We start from the raw sequence: 17,113 nt of genomic DNA, 5'->3' as shown, positions 1-17,113 counted from the left end.
TATTTTTCCTCTTATGACTATACTAGTACATATATTTATCAATAGGACGTTGTAGATTAACAAATGATTCGCATATGATTATTTCATTCTTAAATAGCATGATTCGAAGATCCTGGTGAAGTGTAGCGAGGGAAGCGGATGAGGCCATGCCGGTGAAACGCGTCTTCCTGCAGTGAAAGATAACGGAGTTATAAAGTCTGTATAACACGAAAATGAATCAGAATAAATAGGCTAAGATTAATGCCTAAATATACTATACGAGGAGGGGAAAGTTGAATATTTATACATAAATATTAATTTTTATAAAAAAATATACAAAAAAGCCTTTATTGTATTATCAATTTGTTTTAAAATATAAGATGATCAATAAATGGATGGTAGTTATTAGAGCAAAGCATATTTGTAGAAAACCTTGAAATATGTGAAGCACTATATTAAGGGAGGTACACTATGAGGAAGTTAGTTATCGTTGCAATCGGCGGCAATGCACTAGTAAAGGATAATAATCATCAATCCGTACAAGACCAATATGAGAAGGTATGTGAGACGGTTACGCAAATTGCCGATATGGTAGAAGAAGGGTATGAAGTAGTCGTTACACATGGAAATGGTCCACAAGTAGGCTTTGGATTGCGACGATCTGAAATTGCCAATGAAGTGAAAGGTATGGCAAATGTACCTCTTGTAAACTGTGTGGCTGATACACAAGGCGGTATTGGTTATCAAATTCAGCAAGCCCTTGGAAATGAATTTGTGAAAAGAGGAATAAACAAACAGGTTGCGAGTATTATTACGCAAGTTGAAGTTAACCCAGATGATCCGAAATTTAAACAACCGAGTAAGCCGATCGGTTCTTTTTATACCGAGCAGCAGACGAATGAATTATTAAAAAAACATCCGGATTGGACAGTTATTGAAGACTCGGGCCGTGGTTACCGCCGGGTTGTCCCTTCGCCAATGCCTGTAAATATCGTTGAAAAGGATGCAATTAAAACTCTAATAAAATCAGGATATGTAGTTATTGCTGCTGGTGGTGGAGGGATTCCGGTAGTGAAAACAAATAGCAATACATACTCCGGCGTGGATGCTGTAATTGACAAGGATTTTGCAACAAGCTTGTTAGCAGAACAAATTGGTGCAGAAATATTAATTATTACAACAGGCGTCCCACAAGTATATATTAATTTTGGTAAAGAGAATCAAGAGGCATTGAAGTTAATTACTGTACAGGAAGCAAAAAAGCATATGGAGGATGGGCAATTTCCTGATGGAAGTATGCTGCCGAAAATAAAAGCGAGCTTACAATTTTTAGAGCATAATGGTTCAAATGTAATTATAACGAATCCAGAAAGCTTAAAAGAAGCAATGCACATGCAAACAGGAACACATATTGTTAAATAAAACTTCCAGCAGCATAAAAAATCTACTGTAAATAATGTACATGATGTATTTCGCTCTTTATACTGAAGAGAGCATACACTAATGCTACTGCGCTGTAAAAAAACATGTGTATACGCTCGTACACAAGTGGTTTTTAGTTGGTATTACAGTTGTAAGCTAATGAACAATTGGGAGAATTAATGTTCTCCCGATTGTTCTTTCTGAATATCTTGAAGTTTTTCTTCCTCTTTGTCAGAAATATTTTCTTTGTTTTGATCCGGTTCTTCAGGCAAATCTTCATTTATAGGCAAATCAGGCATATATCGTGCAATAATAGCTGCTAATTCATCAACAACTCCCTGTACTGGATAGCCTTGTTGAATTTTATCGCCCATTCCTCGAATTCTCGCCATTATATCGCCATCCGCTATAACAACGGCGGTTTTACCGTATGGATCCTCTTGAAGTGCTTCTGTAACTGTATATTTAATCGTACCAACACGCTGACGATCAATATCTTCTGCGACATCGATACCGACAACAGCATATGGACCTGCTACCACTGCAGCTGCATCTTGTACATGGGGAACATTACTAGCAACTCGTGCTAGGTGAACAGCAATTTGTTCATTATTAAAATCTTTCTTTTCATCGGGGTGGGAATTTTTCACTTCAATAAATCGGTCATCTGTATTTGGTTGTTGTAACGTGTTGTCCTCCTGTTTTTGCTGACATCCAGTAAACAGAATAAAAATAATAATTAAAATAAGCGTGTTATATCGATACATTTAATTTTCCTCCTAAACATCCGTAAAAGATACCATTTTTTCACTTCTGTTTATTTTGAGTTAAATGTGTCAAATTATACAAAAAGAGATTAGACATTTTGTGATTATACCTTATTTGCTTAATGTGCGAATGTTTCTTTACACAGAGAGGAGTTGAGTAATAATTAGGTTTTCCGCAAAAAAAAATCGCTCCTCGGCTGAGGAACGGTCTTTATTTCAAGAAAGTGTATAATGGTTTGGTAGTATGATATATAGCTACGCAATTGTAATTGTATGAATACCCTTAATAGGACAATCTTTATTAGAACCATCTTTATAGTAAAAATGCACAGGACCGTTGTCTTTTACAGGCTTTCCGTTAATTGCAAATAATAAATAACCTGTCTGTAATGCTTCGAGCGTAACAACCGTTTCGCCTCCTGCATGGTGTAGTATAGCTTCTGTGGCATCTGATTGTATTTCGGTATGCTCAACAAAATCATTAATTGGCATAACATATGTATTTACTAGAATTTTTTCACGTTCAAATTTAGTGATGCTTTTATTTACAGGTGGTTTTACTTTTTGTTGATATACCTCTTGATTCCATCTTTGTGCAGCCTTTTCTAACGTATCCTCATCATTCGTTCCTTGAGCATTTTCTGTAAAAGCATCTTCAAAAACGATTTTTCGATCGTCAAAAATCCATACGGAAGGATCAAGAGTTATTGAGTAGGAAACCTTTCCTTTTATCGGTATTATCATTTTATCACCCTTCTTAAATTGTCTTTATTAAGAATATCAAAGATTGATTGTTTTTTCACGATTAAAACCAAATAACAAAAAATAAATAAGTGTAAAGCGTCTGAAGGAGAGCATATGAACTATTTATTGTGCTGTAGTTTGTTCAGTAGGAGTTGTACTTTACGCCACCTTTTTCTTTTCTCAAGCATTGCTTCGTTATTACTTTCCAATGGGCGGAAGCTAGAAATACTGACTCCTTTTACTTTGAGTTTTTCACGTATTTATAATAATCTTCAACAGCCTTCGCATCGTAAGGTATTTGAGAGATTAAGCACCTAAACGCTCTTCCTTTCTTTCATCTATATTCCCCATATTAGCTAATGTAATAAACGAAAATCCAGTTGAAAAATTTAATAATCGAAACTCCATTCAGACAGGTACATAGAAAAAGGAAAAAATCTTTTAAATTAGTTGCGGCATTGCCCATAGAAAGCGAGTATATATCAAGGGCGGTACCCAAACCAATAGTAAAAAGAAATTGAAAAAACGATACAAAAAGGGTGTTTTAAAAGATAACAAGATCCATTGAAAATTACAAGAATCAATCAGGAAATAAATATTATTTGCAATTTGAACTGTATAACGATAATATAAAAGAAGTAAGTAAAATGCTGAATAGACACTACGCCTTTAGGCGATGAGATAGGTTTTGAGGGAGGGGGATATAGTTGATATCAGAGGTGATGACAACCCATCGAGAAAAAGCCTATGCCCTTCTTAAGGCTGATGCTGATAAAATATTGCGGCTGATTGAAGTACAGATGGAAAACTTAATGATGCCACAATGCCCACTATATGAAGAAGTACTGGACACACAAATGTTTGGTCTTTCAAGGGAGATTGACTTTGCTGTTCGATTAGATTTAGTTAGTGAAGCGGAAGGTAAAAAGCTACTTGAGAATCTTGAGCGTAAGCTGAATATATTGCATGAAGCAGCACAGAAGTCTTTATAATACGTTTCAGAGCTTCAGCATTGCGTGTGAGAGAGTGCTTAATTCATGCGAACACGCGCTAAAACTTTGCCGGCATGCGAAATGGCAAGGTTTTTTATTTTAATTTCCTGTAAATTAGCCTACTATACTCCTTGAAAAATATAAATAAGACATACTGCTATACCAATTATTCGAAATAGTGTGTCAAAAAGAATTAAACGATCCATACCATTACCTAGTTGTAATAAATTTTAATAGATGCTGAGGGGAAGACGATGATACGGTTTTTAAAGCATTACGATTTTACGTTACTTATTACACCTTTGATCCTAGCTGCCTTTGGAATTGTAATGATTTATAGTGCGAGCATGGTCTCCGCAGTAGTTGACGGATTAGAAGGCACACATTTTTTAGTTAAGCAATTGCAATGGTTTTTTGTAGGGCTTTTTTGTTTTATTTTTTTCAGTATCGTTCCGTACCAAAAATATCAATTCGTCATTCAACAAATTATATTTATATGTCTTGGTCTGCTTGTAGGCGTTCTTTTATTTGGTGAGAACATTAACAATTCGAAATCGTGGTTTGTTACTCCATTTTTTAGTTTGCAGCCGGCAGAATTTGTTAAGCTCGGATTAATTATTTATCTTGCGTCTGTATACTCTAAGAAGCAAGCATACATAAATGAGTTTTATCGAGGTGTTTTACCGCCACTTATTATTATGGTCATTATTCTTGCTCTCATTGTAGCACAACCAGATATTGGAACAGCAGCAATTATATTTTTAATTGCGAGCTCGGTTATATTCAGTTCAGGAATAAAGTATAAGCATTTGTTTTTATTAATTGCTATTGGGGTTATCTTACTCGCATTTACGATTCCGAATATGGTTACCGATGTTAGAATTGCTCGGTTTACAGGGGCATACAAACCGTTTGAAACACCGGATTCCGATGGGTACCATTTGATTCAATCTTATTTAGCCATTGGCGTAGGCGGTCTTACAGGAGAAGGATTAGGACAAAGCGTGCAAAAGCTAGGCTATTTATGGGGCGCACACACGGATTTTATAATGGCAATTATCGCGGAAGAATTGGGGTTTGTTGGAGTAGTTATTGTTATCGGACTTCTTATTACAATAGTACTACGAGGAATTTTTATTGCTCGCAAATGCGAGGACAGCTTTGGTGCTCTCCTTGCAATTGGAATTAGCTCAATGGTTGGTATTCAAGCATTTATAAATCTTGGATCAATTAGTGGCATATTGCCAATTACTGGTGTGCCATTACCATTTGTTAGCTACGGTGGGTCATCTTTGATTGTTTTAATGCTCTCAATGGGCATTTTAAATAATATAGCTAAGCAAGTAAAAAAGAAAGAGAGAGAACCCATTTCTGTTCAACCAGAACAAATGAGGGAAAGGAACGTATTTATGAATAGGAGAGGAAGCACATGGTAAAAGATACTAAAAAAATCGAAAAAGTATTAGTAGCAAATCGAGGAGAAATCGCCATCCGAATTTTCAGAGCCTGTACGGAATTAAATATGCGTACAGTAGCTATTTATTCTAAAGAAGATTCAGGTGCGCTTCATCGTTATAAAGCCGATGAATCTTACTTGATTGGTGAAAATAAAAATCCAATAGACGCTTATTTGGATATAGAGGGAATTATACAGCTTGCAAAACATGTAAACGTAGATGCAATTCATCCTGGCTATGGATTTTTGTCTGAAAATATAGCGTTTGCAAAACGATGTGAAGAAGAAGGAATCATTTTTATAGGACCAACGAGTGAACACTTAAGTATGTTTGGTGACAAAGTAAAAGCTCGAACACAAGCAATCAACGCAGGACTTCCAATTATACCAGGTTCAGATGGACCTGTATCCACATTAGATGAAATTCGTGATTTTGGTAATAAATTTGGCTATCCAATCATAATTAAAGCATCTCTTGGTGGCGGGGGCCGAGGTATGCGTATAGTCAAAAGTGATGACGAACTGTCCGAGGCATATGATCGTGCAAAGTCTGAAGCAAAATCTGCTTTCGGAAATGATGAAGTTTATGTTGAGAAATTTATTGAAAATCCTAAGCACATTGAAGTACAAATTATCGGTGATACGCATGGGAATCTTGTCCATCTTTATGAACGAGACTGCTCCGTACAACGAAGGCACCAAAAGGTTGTTGAAGTCGCACCGAGCTTATCATTGTCTAATGAGCTAAGAGATGAAATTTGTGATGCTGCAATTCAATTAATGAAAAATATAAATTATGTAAATGCAGGTACGGTTGAATTTTTAGTGACCGAGGATGAATTTTATTTTATAGAAGTAAATCCCCGCGTTCAAGTTGAGCATACAATTACTGAAATGATAACTGGCGTAGATATTGTACAAACGCAAATAAAGATAGCAGAAGGTAAACATTTACACGGTAAATCAATTGGTGTTCCTGAACAAAAGGATATTGCTGTAAGTGGATTTGCAATTCAGTCGCGGGTTACAACAGAAGATCCGTTGAACGATTTTATGCCGGATACAGGTCGAATTATGGTTTATCGGTCAGGAGGCGGTTTTGGAGTAAGACTTGATGCTGGAAATGGCTTTCAAGGTTCAGAAATTTCACCATACTACGACTCCTTGCTCGTTAAAGTATCCACATGGGCGTTAACTTTTGAGCAAGCTGCACAAAAAATGGTACGTAATTTGAAGGAGTTTCGTATTCGAGGTATAAAAACGAATATTCCTTTTTTAAAAAATGTAATACAGCATGAAAAATTTCTAACAGGTACGTATAATACGAGCTTTATTGATGAGACTCCGGAGCTATTTAAATTTCCGAAACATAGAGATCGCGGAACCAAGCTGTTAACTTATATTGGTGAGACAACAGTTAATGGGTATCCTGGAGTAGCAAAAAAGAAAAAGCCTGCATTTTCGACTTCACCGATTCCATCTATTATTACGGAAGAATCGATACAGTCAGGGACGAAGCAAATTCTTGATAGAGAGGGACCAGATGGTCTATCAAATTGGTTAAAGGATCAAAAAGAAGTGCTCTTAACAGACACAACTTTTCGTGATGCTCACCAATCTCTACTAGCGACACGTATACGGACAAAAGACCTACTGCAAATAGCAGAACCTACTGCACGTATGCTTCCGGAATTATTCTCTATGGAAATGTGGGGAGGAGCAACCTTTGATGTCGCATATCGCTTTTTAAGAGAGGATCCATGGGTTCGTTTAGCAAAGCTGCGCAAAAAGATGCCGAATATTTTGTTTCAAATGTTATTACGGGCAAGCAATGCAGTTGGATATAAGAACTATCCGGATAATTTAATTCATGAATTTGTAAAACAAAGTGCTGCAGAGGGAATTGATGTTTTTCGGATTTTTGACAGCTTAAACTGGTTAGATGGTATGGTACCTGCTATTCAAGCTGTAAGAGATAGCAATAAAATAGCTGAGGCATCGATTTGTTATACGGGTGACGTCCTGGATAAAACAGAAATGAAATATAACCTTACGTATTATGCTAACCTAGCTAAAGAATTAGAGCAGTCTGGTGCGCATATATTAGGAATTAAAGATATGGCAGGTTTATTAAAGCCGGAAGCAGCTTATCAGCTTGTTTCAACATTAAAAGAAGAAATAGATATTCCGATTCACTTACATACGCATGATACGAGTGGAAACGGAATCCATATGTATGCACGTGCAATTGAGGCAGGAGTAGATGTAGTCGATGTAGCATGTGGCCCAATGGCTGGTTCTACTTCACAACCAAGCGCCCAATCGTTAGCTTATGCACTTGAAGGAAATAATCGCCAACCACGAATAAATGTACAAGCATACGAGCAAATTTCACAATATTGGGAAGTAGTTCGTGCGTATTACGATGCGTTTGAGAGTGGGATGAAGGCACCGCATACAGAAGTGTATCATCATCAAATGCCAGGTGGTCAATATAGTAACTTACAGCAACAAGCAAAAGCAGTGGGGCTTGGGGATCGTTGGAATGAAGTAAAAACAATGTTCCGTACGGTTAACGATATGTTTGGTGATATTGTTAAAGTTACTCCTTCTTCAAAAATTGTTGGCGATATGGCCTTATTTATGGTACAAAACAATTTGACAGAAGAAGATATTTATGCGCGTGGGGATTCAATTGATTTTCCTGCTTCGGTTATTGAATTCTTTCAAGGACATATTGGACAACCGTATCAAGGCTTTCCTGAAAAATTACAAGAAATCATTCTTAAAGGAAAAGAAGCGATTACGGTTCGCCCTGGAGAATTATTGGAACCTATCGACTTTAATGATCTAAAGAAAGATCTGTCTCAAATACTTGACCATGAAGCGAGTAATCTAGAAACGATTGCTTATGCATTATATCCGGAAGTATTTAAAGACTATCAAACTTTCCGTGAATCGTACGCGGATGTGTCCGTATTAGACACACCAACCTTTTTCCACGGTATGAGATTGGGAGAACAAATTGAAGTAGAAATTGAACAAGGTAAAACTTTATTTATTAAGCTCGTATCAATCTCTCAAGCAAGGTCTGATGGTACACGTGTAATTTATTTTGAACTAAATGGTCAGTCTCGCGAAATAATTATTAAAGATCAGTCTATTGAATCACAGGTGGTCACAATACCAAAAGCCGATAAAGCTAATGTAAAACATATTGGTGCAACGATGCCGGGAACTGTAATTAAAGTAATCGCTAATGAAGGCGAAAAAGTAGCTAAAGGAGATTATTTGCTCATTACGGAAGCAATGAAAATGGAAACAACCGTTCAAGCTCCTTTTAACGGTACGATTAAGCAAATTTATGTAAAAGAAGGATCAGCAATTGGTGTAAATGACTTACTTATTGAGTTCGAATAGTAAATAATTATAGGTAGGAATTGACAACATATCAATTCCTACCTATAAGTTTGTAAGGAAGGAGATATACGGTGCACATTCCTATTTTATATGAGGACAATCACTTGTTAATTGTTGATAAGCCAATTAACGTGCCTGTACAAGCGGATCGCAGTGGCGATGATGATTTATTAACGATACTGAAAAACGATTTAAAAATTCGTTATAAAAAACCTGGTAATGTTTATCTTGGTCTCGTTCATCGGCTTGATCGTCCGGTAGGTGGCGTAATTGCTTTTGCTAAAACGTCAAAAGCCGCTTCTCGTTTATCCGATATGATGCGTAGGCAAACGATACACAGGACATATGTGGCAGTTGTTAAAGGCCACCCGCCCCAACAAAGGGCTACTTTAAATCATTATTTATTAAAAGATCATCGCAGAAATGTAGTGAAGGTCGTTCCGCCATCCACAAACAAAGCAAAGAAAGCAGTTTTGAATTATGAAGTAATCGGTAAGACAAAAGATTACAGTTTTGTTCGAATTCAATTGCAAACGGGACGTCCCCACCAAATACGTGTACAATTAGCCGCGATAGGATGTCCGATTGTCGGAGATTATAAATACAGTACGAATGACGTACTTAAGCAGAATGGACAAAAACTAGCACTTAATGCAGTAACATTGTCATTTGATCATCCTACGAGAGATGAAAGGGTAACAGTACGATCAAACCCTCCTTATGAATTCCCTTGGAATTTTATGGAGAGATCAGTATTTCATACATGATAAAAATTACTTTGTATTGTACTAGCAGGTTTAATACGTGGCGGAAATAAGGTGCTATTTAAAATAATCGCACAGTGTGCTTCCTCAACACACTATGCGATTATTTTATAGAGTAGTATGAATTAATACTGAATTTTAAATTAATGTACGTACTAAGTTGTTCACGTAGTAAGATATTCTTGTACGGAATGTGTAGTGCGTAATATTTTATAATATATAGAGGATTTATCAAAATACTCAAAATAGTTATGGTGAACTAATTTTATAACATCGAACGACTTGTTCCTAATTGCAAATGAACCTACATTGAAAGTGGAAAACCTAACAGTATTCTTTATTTCGGAATTTGACTAATTAGAAATGGAAAAAAAGTGATAAGTGATGTTTTCAAAATAGAGAGTGTTTATTTGAGGAGGTATACGACAAGTGGATCATCGTATACCATGAAATAACCCTACATAATTCAATCAATAAGCAGTGGATTGAAAATGGCAAAAATAATGATGATACAATTAAGCTTAATGATGATCTTTGGTATATGGTTAATGATTTGTAATATGTATCGTTCTTTATAATAAGCACTTATCAAAAGAGAAGGTGATAGTATTGGAACGACCTAAGATAAAAATTCCTAAAACAAGAGGGGAATGGTTTTGTGATAGTATTGGCTATTCACTTTACATAGGCTCAATACTATTTTTAGCTATTATTTGGACCAGGCTACCAGAAACAGTTCCAGTACACTTCAATGCACTGGGCGAAGTTGATCGTTGGGGATCAAGATTGGAATTATTGATTTTACCAGGGATCGGAACTTTCATACTAGCTTTAATGCAAACTCTCGAAAAGTTCCCTGAAACTCACAATTATCCAAAAAGATTTAATAAATTAAATGCAAAAGCATTTTATTTGAATAGCCGTAAAATGGTAAATCAAGTTAAAAATATCTGTTTAGTTATATTTACTTTAATTTTATTCGAATCGGTTTCCATAGCGTTGGGTTGGGGAAACGGCTTTGGGAAGTTATTTTTATCGATTGCAATTATGAGTTCATTTATTCCAATTTTGTTTATGATCGTACGTCAAAAAAAGATTAAATAGTGAAATTCTGCTGAATTAGATTATATGGATTTGGGGTGTGTTAATGTCAAAAGTATTTCGGTTTTCTGTTTTGATACTCCTTGTTTTCCTAGCTGCGTGTAACAGTATTTCAAAATATGAGGATAGTGAAGTAATAGCCATTGTAAAGGGACATAAAATTACAGTCGGTGATTTACGGTTTTTATATCCCGATGATACGGCCTTAGATTATCTCGACGGGGTAATACAGATAGAGTTGGTGAAGCATGAGGTAGAGGAAATGAAACTGGATATATCTGATAAAGAAAATGATACTAGTGCATCATTCGAGGAATTGCCACCTAAAAACACAACAGATGCAGATGAAAAACAAATTCGTACGTACGCAGAATCACAAGCTAAAAAGCTAGGAATCAAGCCAGAACAATTCCAACGAGAATATGCGAGGAAAATTAATGAACAAAATGCGTATTTAAAAACGTATCTCGAAGAAAAGTTGGGGGAAGGAAATTTTAGTAATGCTAAATGGATGGTTGAATTTGATGAACTACTAGAAGAATTGGTGAAAGAAAATGAAGCTGAAATTGAAGTTTTAATTAAATAACTACGGTAAAGTGAGTACCAGTTGTTGCGTAAGGAGTACGACTTAATTATACGAATTAAGCGCAAAGAGTGGTGATTGGATACGAACTAATAATTCGATATTTTGATGCGCCAAATTAGACTTGTTTTCGCTAGATTTGAATTTATCTTTTTTGAAAAGCAATAATACTATTACATGTATGCTTGTAGACCGGATTGTAAAAAAATCTTAGTAATTACGCTCGGATTTTTGGTGTGGAAAATTAGGAAGGCTCTCCAACACGAGCGAATGGAAGATGCGACACTCCAGCCGGAAGAAAGAGGAGGCTCACCATTCGCCCGCGGAAAGCGTGTATATTCCATGAGCGATAATTTTAGGGAATTTTCCCTTCTGCAATATATTCCGAATACCCTGTTTCTCTAAGTCTTTTAAAGGTTATCTTCAATGCAATCTGTCGTTTACTGTTCTTTTTCATATTTTGCGCTTCTTGATGAAAGCAAAATAAAATAACTAAGCATACCGAAAAAGCAAGTGATGACTAAAGCATGTAGTAAAGCAATACCAAGATTGAGCAAGGTGAAAATAATGAGCGCTCCAAAAATGACTTGCATTACAATAAGAGCAAACGTAATTGTCCATCCCCACCGCATAATCCGGCTATGTTTATACAGCTTCATAACCTTTATAAAAAAAGTGAACGTCCAAACAAATAAAATACCAGCAGCAAAGCGATGTCCCATCTGTATCCATTGCTCCATTGAGTAGCTAGCAAAATTAATAGGGGACGTATTTTTACAAAATGGCCAATCGCCACAGACGAGATTGGCGTTCGCATGGCGTACAAGAGCACCAGTATATACGACTATTATGGTATATATCGTTAACAAATAAATTTCGACTCGATGCTTTTTCTTAATTTTAAGTAACTTTGCATCCAATTTCTGATCTATTTCAAATATGAGCAATGTTAATAGAAAAACTGCTGCGAAAGAGATTAATGAAATCCCGAAGTGAGCAGCTAATACGAAATCGGATTGCCCCCAAACAACTGCTGCCGCACCAATTAATCCTTGTAAGATTAAAAAAAAGACGGCTAAAAAAGATAAAAATTTTACTTCGCGAATATGACCAATAAATTTCCAAGCTAAAACAGCTAATGCCAATATTGTAATCCCCATTGTACTAGAGACAAGGCGGTGGCTGTATTCGATCACGAGTTCAGGAGTTATATTAGAAGGAATGAGCTCCCCATTACATAACGGCCAGCTATCTCCGCAGCCAGCTCCGGATTCCGTTTTCGTAACGAGTGCTCCACCTAGTAAAATAAATAGCATGCCTATCGATGACACTACCGATAACCATTTTAATGTTTTAATCATTGTATAGCCTCGCTTTATAGTAGTAGATACTTTAAGTGTATTATAAGCTATCCGCCGTATCGTAAAGTTTATATTCCTATGACGATGCTTTCTACTATTTATCATAAAGTAAATATGTATTTTTTTCACTTGAAAAACGGATAAAACAAGTTTTAAACAAACAATTGTCACAAATTTGTTACATAGATTTCAAATATCTTCAAATTAATTGAGACAGAATGAAAAATCCTTGCAATCCATCATGATATTTGCTAGAAATAGTTATAGGGGAAACTGCTAAGTTACATTTTCACAACTGAATAAGCTTTTATTTAATATCATACGAATTATTTTTTTGTGAAAAAACTACAATTGTACATTATCAGCTTCTGCCATAAGGTAAGGCTGTACATAGTTGTAGTACGAACAATTAAATACAATTCCATGATACGTTTTGAAATGGGAAATCCAATACGGTAGGGTATAATTAGATTTTTACGTACCATGATAAGGGTATATAATCTTTTTATATTCTTTTTATTTAGGGATTCGAAGGGGGGATAAATGAGTGAGCAACATGGATACGACATCGATTTCAATGAATAAAACCTCTGTACCTAAAGAACAAAGAGCGACTATAAAAGATATTAAAGCACTATTTAAAATAGGTATTGTCAATTCAAATTTAATTACAGTCTTTACCGGCTTTTGGTTGGCACTTTATTTTACGAATACACCATTTCTACCAAATTTCGATTTGTTTCTCTTAACATTTGGTGGGAGCTCTCTAGTATTAATTGGTGCAAGTGTTTTAAATAACTGGTATGATGTTGATATTGATCCGATGATGAAGAGAACGAAGGATAGACCGACCGTAACAGGAAAAATGTCTTTACAGACTGTACTATTAATCGGAATAGTGACAACACTATTCGGTTTAACTATGTTGTTGTTTACGACAGCTACAGCTGCTATTGTTGCTTTTGTCGGCTGGTTTACGTATGTTGTTTTGTATACGATGTGGTCTAAGCGAAAATATACGTTGAACACAGAGATTGGTTGTATTTCTGGTGCAGTTCCTCCAGTAATCGGTTGGGCAGCAGTTAGTCCTGATTTACTTCACATCGTTCCTATTATATTGTTTCTCATTATGTTTATTTGGCAAACACCCCATTTTCTCGCTTTGGCAATGAAAAACAGCCGTGAATATGAAGCAGCAGGTATCCCGATGCTTCCCGTTGTACATGGATTTGAATTTACAATGCGTCAAATCGTTGTTTATATTGCTTGCCTTCTTCCATTACCATTTTTTTTGGGAGAACTTGGTACAACATTTTTAGTCGTAGCTACTATTTTGAATGTTGGCTGGTTGATCATGGGCTTTAGTGGGTTTTTTATGAAAAACAACCTGAAATGGGCGCACATGATATTTATCTATTCATTGAACTACTTAGTCATCATGTTCTTATTAATGATTTTAGTTACGATGGAGTCCCCTTTTAGTTAAATCACCCTTAACTAACCAAAAAATATAAGGAGAAACAATGAGAAAGAGAGGTATGCATACATGAAAGGTTGGATGGGAAAAATTCGAGCACTATTTTTACTAGGCTCATTAGCATTCATTTTATCAGGTTGTGGTAAAGAGAACTTAACAGCGCTCGTACCGAAAGGGTATGGTGCTGATCAATCAATGTATCTCATTATTTTAACAACTGTTGTTATGACATTCGTATTTATCGCAGTTATGGTTGTTTATGTCATTGTTTTACTGCGCTTCCGAAAGAAAAAAGGTGACAAAGACTTTATACCGAAACAAGTTGAAGGAAATAAAACACTTGAAACAGTATGGACGGTAATTCCTATAATTCTTGTAATTATAATGGCGGTTCCAACTGTATTCGCTACATTCCATTTAGCTGACGATTCGGATGCAGCAGATCATATTAATATTAATGTTACTGGAGCTCAGTATTGGTGGCATTTCGATTATGAGAATGAAGAAATTGCTACAAGTCAAGATATGTATATTCCAGTAGGTGAAAAGGTGTATGTTCATCTATTAGCTTCAGATGTACTGCATTCGTTCTGGGTACCAAGTTTATCTGGTAAGTTAGACGTAAACCCTGAGAACGTAAATACAATGTTTATTCAGGCACATGAAGAAGGCGTATACTACGGTAAATGTGCTGAGTTATGTGGACCTTCCCACTCATTGATGGACTTTAAAGTTGTAGCAGTGAGTCAGGAAGAATATGATCAGTGGGTGAGCGACTTGAAAGGTCATAATTCTGAAGAAGTGGAATTAGACGCAGTTGCTCAAGAAGGTAAGGAATTGTTTGAAGCGAATAGTTGTATTAATTGTCATGCTACTGACATGCAAAATTATGCAGCTGGTTCTGTTCCAATGGGACCTAACTTGACAAGCTTTGGGGATCGCTCGCGCTTTGCTGGAATTTTACTTCCGACAAAAGATAATCTTGTTGACTGGTTACTTGATCCAGAGGTAATTAAACCAGGGAACAAAATGACAGGGATGTATCCAGAGCTTTCAGAAGAAGAAGCAGATAAAATTGCAGAATATCTATTACAGCTTAAGCCTTCCGAAGTAACTCCGGAAACGGCTGGCAATTAGTGGGTTTTAAAGTAGTTTGATTATTAATTGAGGAGGTATATTACGTGAACGTAGCAGCTGGTAAAAGAAGCTTCGGTGCCGTGTTATGGGATTATTTAACGACAGTAGATCATAAGAAAATTGGTACTTTGTATTTACTGGGCGGTGGGTTCTTTTTTATTCTCGGTGGACTTGAAGCAGTTGTTATTCGAATTCAGCTAATGGTGCCAGAAAATGACTTTGTTAGTGCTGGATTTTATAATGAAATGATTACGATGCATGGTACTACCATGATATTTTTAGCAGGGATGCCGATACTGGTCGGATTGATGAACGCCGTCATGCCGCTGCAAATAGGTGCACGAGACGTCGCATTCCCATTCTTAAACGCACTTGGCTTATGGCTATTCTTGTTTGGAGGACTTCTATTAAACTTGAGCTTTTTATTAGGCGGTGCTCCAGATGCAGGATGGACTTCTTATGCATCGTTAGCAATGAATTCTCCTGGACATGGTATTGATTTCTATGTAATGGGATTGCAAATTGCTGGTGCTGGTACTTTAATGGGGGGAATTAACTTTATCGCAACAATTGTTACGATGCGTGCCCCTGGCATGACCTATATGCGTATGCCTTTGTTTACATGGGCAACATTTATTACAAGTGTTTTAATTCTTTTTGCATTCCCAGCACTTACGATAAACCTATTCTTATTAATGTTTGATCGTATGTTTGGTACTGCATTTTTCGATGTATCCTTAGGTGGTAACACAATTATTTATCAGCATTTATTCTGGATTTTTGGACATCCGGAAGTTTACATTTTGATATTGCCATTATTTGGTCTGTTCAGTGATGTGTTTTCAACATTCTCAAAGAAAAGACTATTCGGTTATACTGCAATGGTATTTGCAACAATGTTGATTGCATTTCTAGGATTCATGGTTTGGGCACACCATATGTTTACAGTTGGTCTTGGTCCAGTAGCGAACTCGATCTTTGCTGTAGGTACGATGGCGATTGCCGTTCCTACCGGAATTAAAATCTTTAACTGGCTTGCTACAATGTGGGGCGGTCAAGTTTCAATAAACTCCGCAATGCTATGGGCACTTGGATTTATTCCAACATTTACTATTGGTGGAATGACAGGTGTTATGCTCGGTTCCTCTGTAGCAGATTATCAGTACCATGACACTTACTTTGTAGTTGCGCATTTCCACTATGTAATTGTTGGTGGAACGATTTTTGGTATTTTTACTGGTCTTCATTACTGGTGGCCAAAAATGTTTGGTAAAATATTGGATGAAACAATGGGTAAAATCACATTTTGGTTATTCTTTATTGGTTTCCATTTAACCTTCTTCATTCAGCATTTCCTTGGGTTAATGGGTATGCCACGACGTTATTGGGTGTTCCTAGAAGATCAAGGATTAGATTTAGGAAACTTAATTAGTACGATAGGTGCATTTTTCATGTCCGCCGGTGTTATTGTGTTTCTTTATAACATTATTCATACAGCGTATAAAGGAGCTCAAGCACCAGCAGATCCATGGGATGGTAGAACATTAGAGTGGACAGTTCCGTCTCCACCACCATATTACAACTTTGAACAGCTTCCGTTAGTTCGTGGATTAGATCCACTATGGATTGAAAAAATGGAAGGTAAAGGAAAGATATTACCTGGCGAGCCATTAGATGACGTCCATATGCCAAACGGATCAATATTACCATTTTTAATGGGACTTGGGTTCTTTGTTGCTGGTTTTGGGTTTATTTATCAGGTTGATCATGCATTATGGTATGTTGCCCTATATGGCGGTATGGCTTTTGCTATTGGGTGTATGGTAGTAAGATCAGTCAAGGATGATCATGGTTATTACATCCCTAAAGAGGAACTTCAAAAAGCAATTGATGAACGGGAGGCAGACTGA

General features: G+C 36.4%; 13 protein-coding genes. 10 read left to right on the top strand and 3 right to left on the bottom strand.

Annotated elements, in window-relative coordinates; genetic code table 11:
* The first annotated feature begins 450 nt into the window (after positions 1-450).
* Positions 451-1,401 (top strand): carbamate kinase, encoded by a 951-nt coding sequence (gene arcC, locus ACLIBH_RS03700; RefSeq protein ID WP_439315341.1) that lies wholly within the window; start codon positions 451-453, stop codon positions 1,399-1,401.
* A 176-nt stretch (positions 1,402-1,577) separates the two neighbouring features.
* Here arcC and ACLIBH_RS03695 read toward each other — a convergent pair whose 3' ends face one another.
* Entirely contained in the window at positions 1,578-2,168 is a 591-nt protein-coding gene (locus ACLIBH_RS03695; protein WP_439315340.1) for a YhcN/YlaJ family sporulation lipoprotein, read from the bottom strand.
* Between the two features lie 255 nt (positions 2,169-2,423).
* Entirely contained in the window at positions 2,424-2,912 is a 489-nt protein-coding gene (locus ACLIBH_RS03690; RefSeq protein WP_439315339.1) for a hypothetical protein, read from the bottom strand.
* 722 nt (positions 2,913-3,634) lie between these two features.
* Between ACLIBH_RS03690 and ACLIBH_RS03685 the strand changes: the two genes are divergently transcribed.
* The 6 genes from ACLIBH_RS03685 (at position 3,635) to ACLIBH_RS03660 (ending at position 11,231) form a co-directional block, all read left to right on the top strand.
* Positions 3,635-3,904 carry a DUF1507 family protein gene (locus ACLIBH_RS03685; RefSeq protein ID WP_439315391.1) on the top strand — a complete coding sequence of 90 codons (270 nt, stop codon included), beginning with the start codon at positions 3,635-3,637 and terminating at the stop codon, positions 3,902-3,904.
* Positions 3,905-4,158: 254 nt separating this feature from the next.
* Entirely contained in the window at positions 4,159-5,340 is a 1,182-nt protein-coding gene (locus ACLIBH_RS03680) for an FtsW/RodA/SpoVE family cell cycle protein (protein WP_439315338.1), read from the top strand.
* Positions 5,334-8,780 carry a pyruvate carboxylase gene (pyc, locus tag ACLIBH_RS03675; protein WP_439315337.1) on the top strand — a complete coding sequence of 1,149 codons (3,447 nt, stop codon included), beginning with the start codon at positions 5,334-5,336 and terminating at the stop codon, positions 8,778-8,780. Before ACLIBH_RS03680 ends, pyc begins: the two co-directional genes overlap by 7 nt.
* Positions 8,781-8,851: 71 nt before the next feature.
* On the top strand, positions 8,852-9,547 hold the full coding sequence (locus tag ACLIBH_RS03670; RefSeq protein ID WP_439315336.1) for an RluA family pseudouridine synthase: 696 nt from the start codon (positions 8,852-8,854) through the stop codon (positions 9,545-9,547).
* Positions 9,548-10,153: 606 nt separating this feature from the next.
* Positions 10,154-10,648 carry a DUF1648 domain-containing protein gene (locus ACLIBH_RS03665; protein WP_439315335.1) on the top strand — a complete coding sequence of 165 codons (495 nt, stop codon included), beginning with the start codon at positions 10,154-10,156 and terminating at the stop codon, positions 10,646-10,648.
* Between the two features lie 43 nt (positions 10,649-10,691).
* Positions 10,692-11,231 carry a hypothetical protein gene (locus ACLIBH_RS03660; RefSeq protein WP_439315334.1) on the top strand — a complete coding sequence of 180 codons (540 nt, stop codon included), beginning with the start codon at positions 10,692-10,694 and terminating at the stop codon, positions 11,229-11,231.
* A gap of 437 nt (positions 11,232-11,668) precedes the next feature.
* Here the strand turns inward: ACLIBH_RS03660 and ACLIBH_RS03655 are convergent, their stop codons facing one another.
* Entirely contained in the window at positions 11,669-12,589 is a 921-nt protein-coding gene (locus ACLIBH_RS03655; protein ID WP_439315333.1) for a COX15/CtaA family protein, read from the bottom strand.
* 556 nt (positions 12,590-13,145) lie between these two features.
* On the opposite strand from ACLIBH_RS03655, the gene cyoE reads away from it, so the two are divergent.
* From cyoE to ctaD, 3 genes are read left to right on the top strand one after another with little or no spacing between them, the layout of a single operon-like run.
* Entirely contained in the window at positions 13,146-14,075 is a 930-nt protein-coding gene (gene cyoE, locus ACLIBH_RS03650) for a heme o synthase (protein WP_439315390.1), read from the top strand.
* 60 nt (positions 14,076-14,135) lie between these two features.
* Positions 14,136-15,203 (top strand): cytochrome c oxidase subunit II, encoded by a 1,068-nt coding sequence (gene coxB, locus ACLIBH_RS03645; RefSeq protein ID WP_439315332.1) that lies wholly within the window; start codon positions 14,136-14,138, stop codon positions 15,201-15,203.
* A gap of 44 nt (positions 15,204-15,247) precedes the next feature.
* The gene (gene ctaD / locus ACLIBH_RS03640) at positions 15,248-17,113 is read left to right on the top strand and encodes a cytochrome c oxidase subunit I (protein WP_439315331.1); all 1,866 of its coding nucleotides are present in this window, start codon (positions 15,248-15,250) and stop codon (positions 17,111-17,113) included.

The sequence above is a fragment of the Virgibacillus sp. W0430 genome (assembly GCF_051846935.1).
GTDB lineage: Bacteria > Bacillota > Bacilli > Bacillales > Amphibacillaceae > JBPYCR01.
The sequence above is the reverse complement of the archived record's forward strand: the minus strand, read 5'-3'. Positions and strand labels throughout refer to the sequence as shown.

What these genes read in the sequence shown, in the direction of transcription:
- ACLIBH_RS03680 (WP_439315338.1), top strand. Translation starts at nt 4,159, where the DNA reads ATGATACGGTTTTTAAAGCATTACGATTTTACGTTACTTATTACACCT.
- coxB (WP_439315332.1), top strand. Translation starts at nt 14,136, where the DNA reads ATGAAAGGTTGGATGGGAAAAATTCGAGCACTATTTTTACTAGGCTCA.
- ACLIBH_RS03685 (WP_439315391.1), top strand. Translation starts at nt 3,635, where the DNA reads ATGACAACCCATCGAGAAAAAGCCTATGCCCTTCTTAAGGCTGATGCT.
- ACLIBH_RS03690 (WP_439315339.1), bottom strand. Translation starts at nt 2,912, where the DNA reads ATGATAATACCGATAAAAGGAAAGGTTTCCTACTCAATAACTCTTGAT.
- ACLIBH_RS03660 (WP_439315334.1), top strand. Translation starts at nt 10,692, where the DNA reads ATGTCAAAAGTATTTCGGTTTTCTGTTTTGATACTCCTTGTTTTCCTA.
- cyoE (WP_439315390.1), top strand. Translation starts at nt 13,146, where the DNA reads ATGGATACGACATCGATTTCAATGAATAAAACCTCTGTACCTAAAGAA.
- ACLIBH_RS03655 (WP_439315333.1), bottom strand. Translation starts at nt 12,589, where the DNA reads ATGATTAAAACATTAAAATGGTTATCGGTAGTGTCATCGATAGGCATG.
- arcC (WP_439315341.1), top strand. Translation starts at nt 451, where the DNA reads ATGAGGAAGTTAGTTATCGTTGCAATCGGCGGCAATGCACTAGTAAAG.
- pyc (WP_439315337.1), top strand. Translation starts at nt 5,334, where the DNA reads ATGGTAAAAGATACTAAAAAAATCGAAAAAGTATTAGTAGCAAATCGA.
- ACLIBH_RS03695 (WP_439315340.1), bottom strand. Translation starts at nt 2,168, where the DNA reads ATGTATCGATATAACACGCTTATTTTAATTATTATTTTTATTCTGTTT.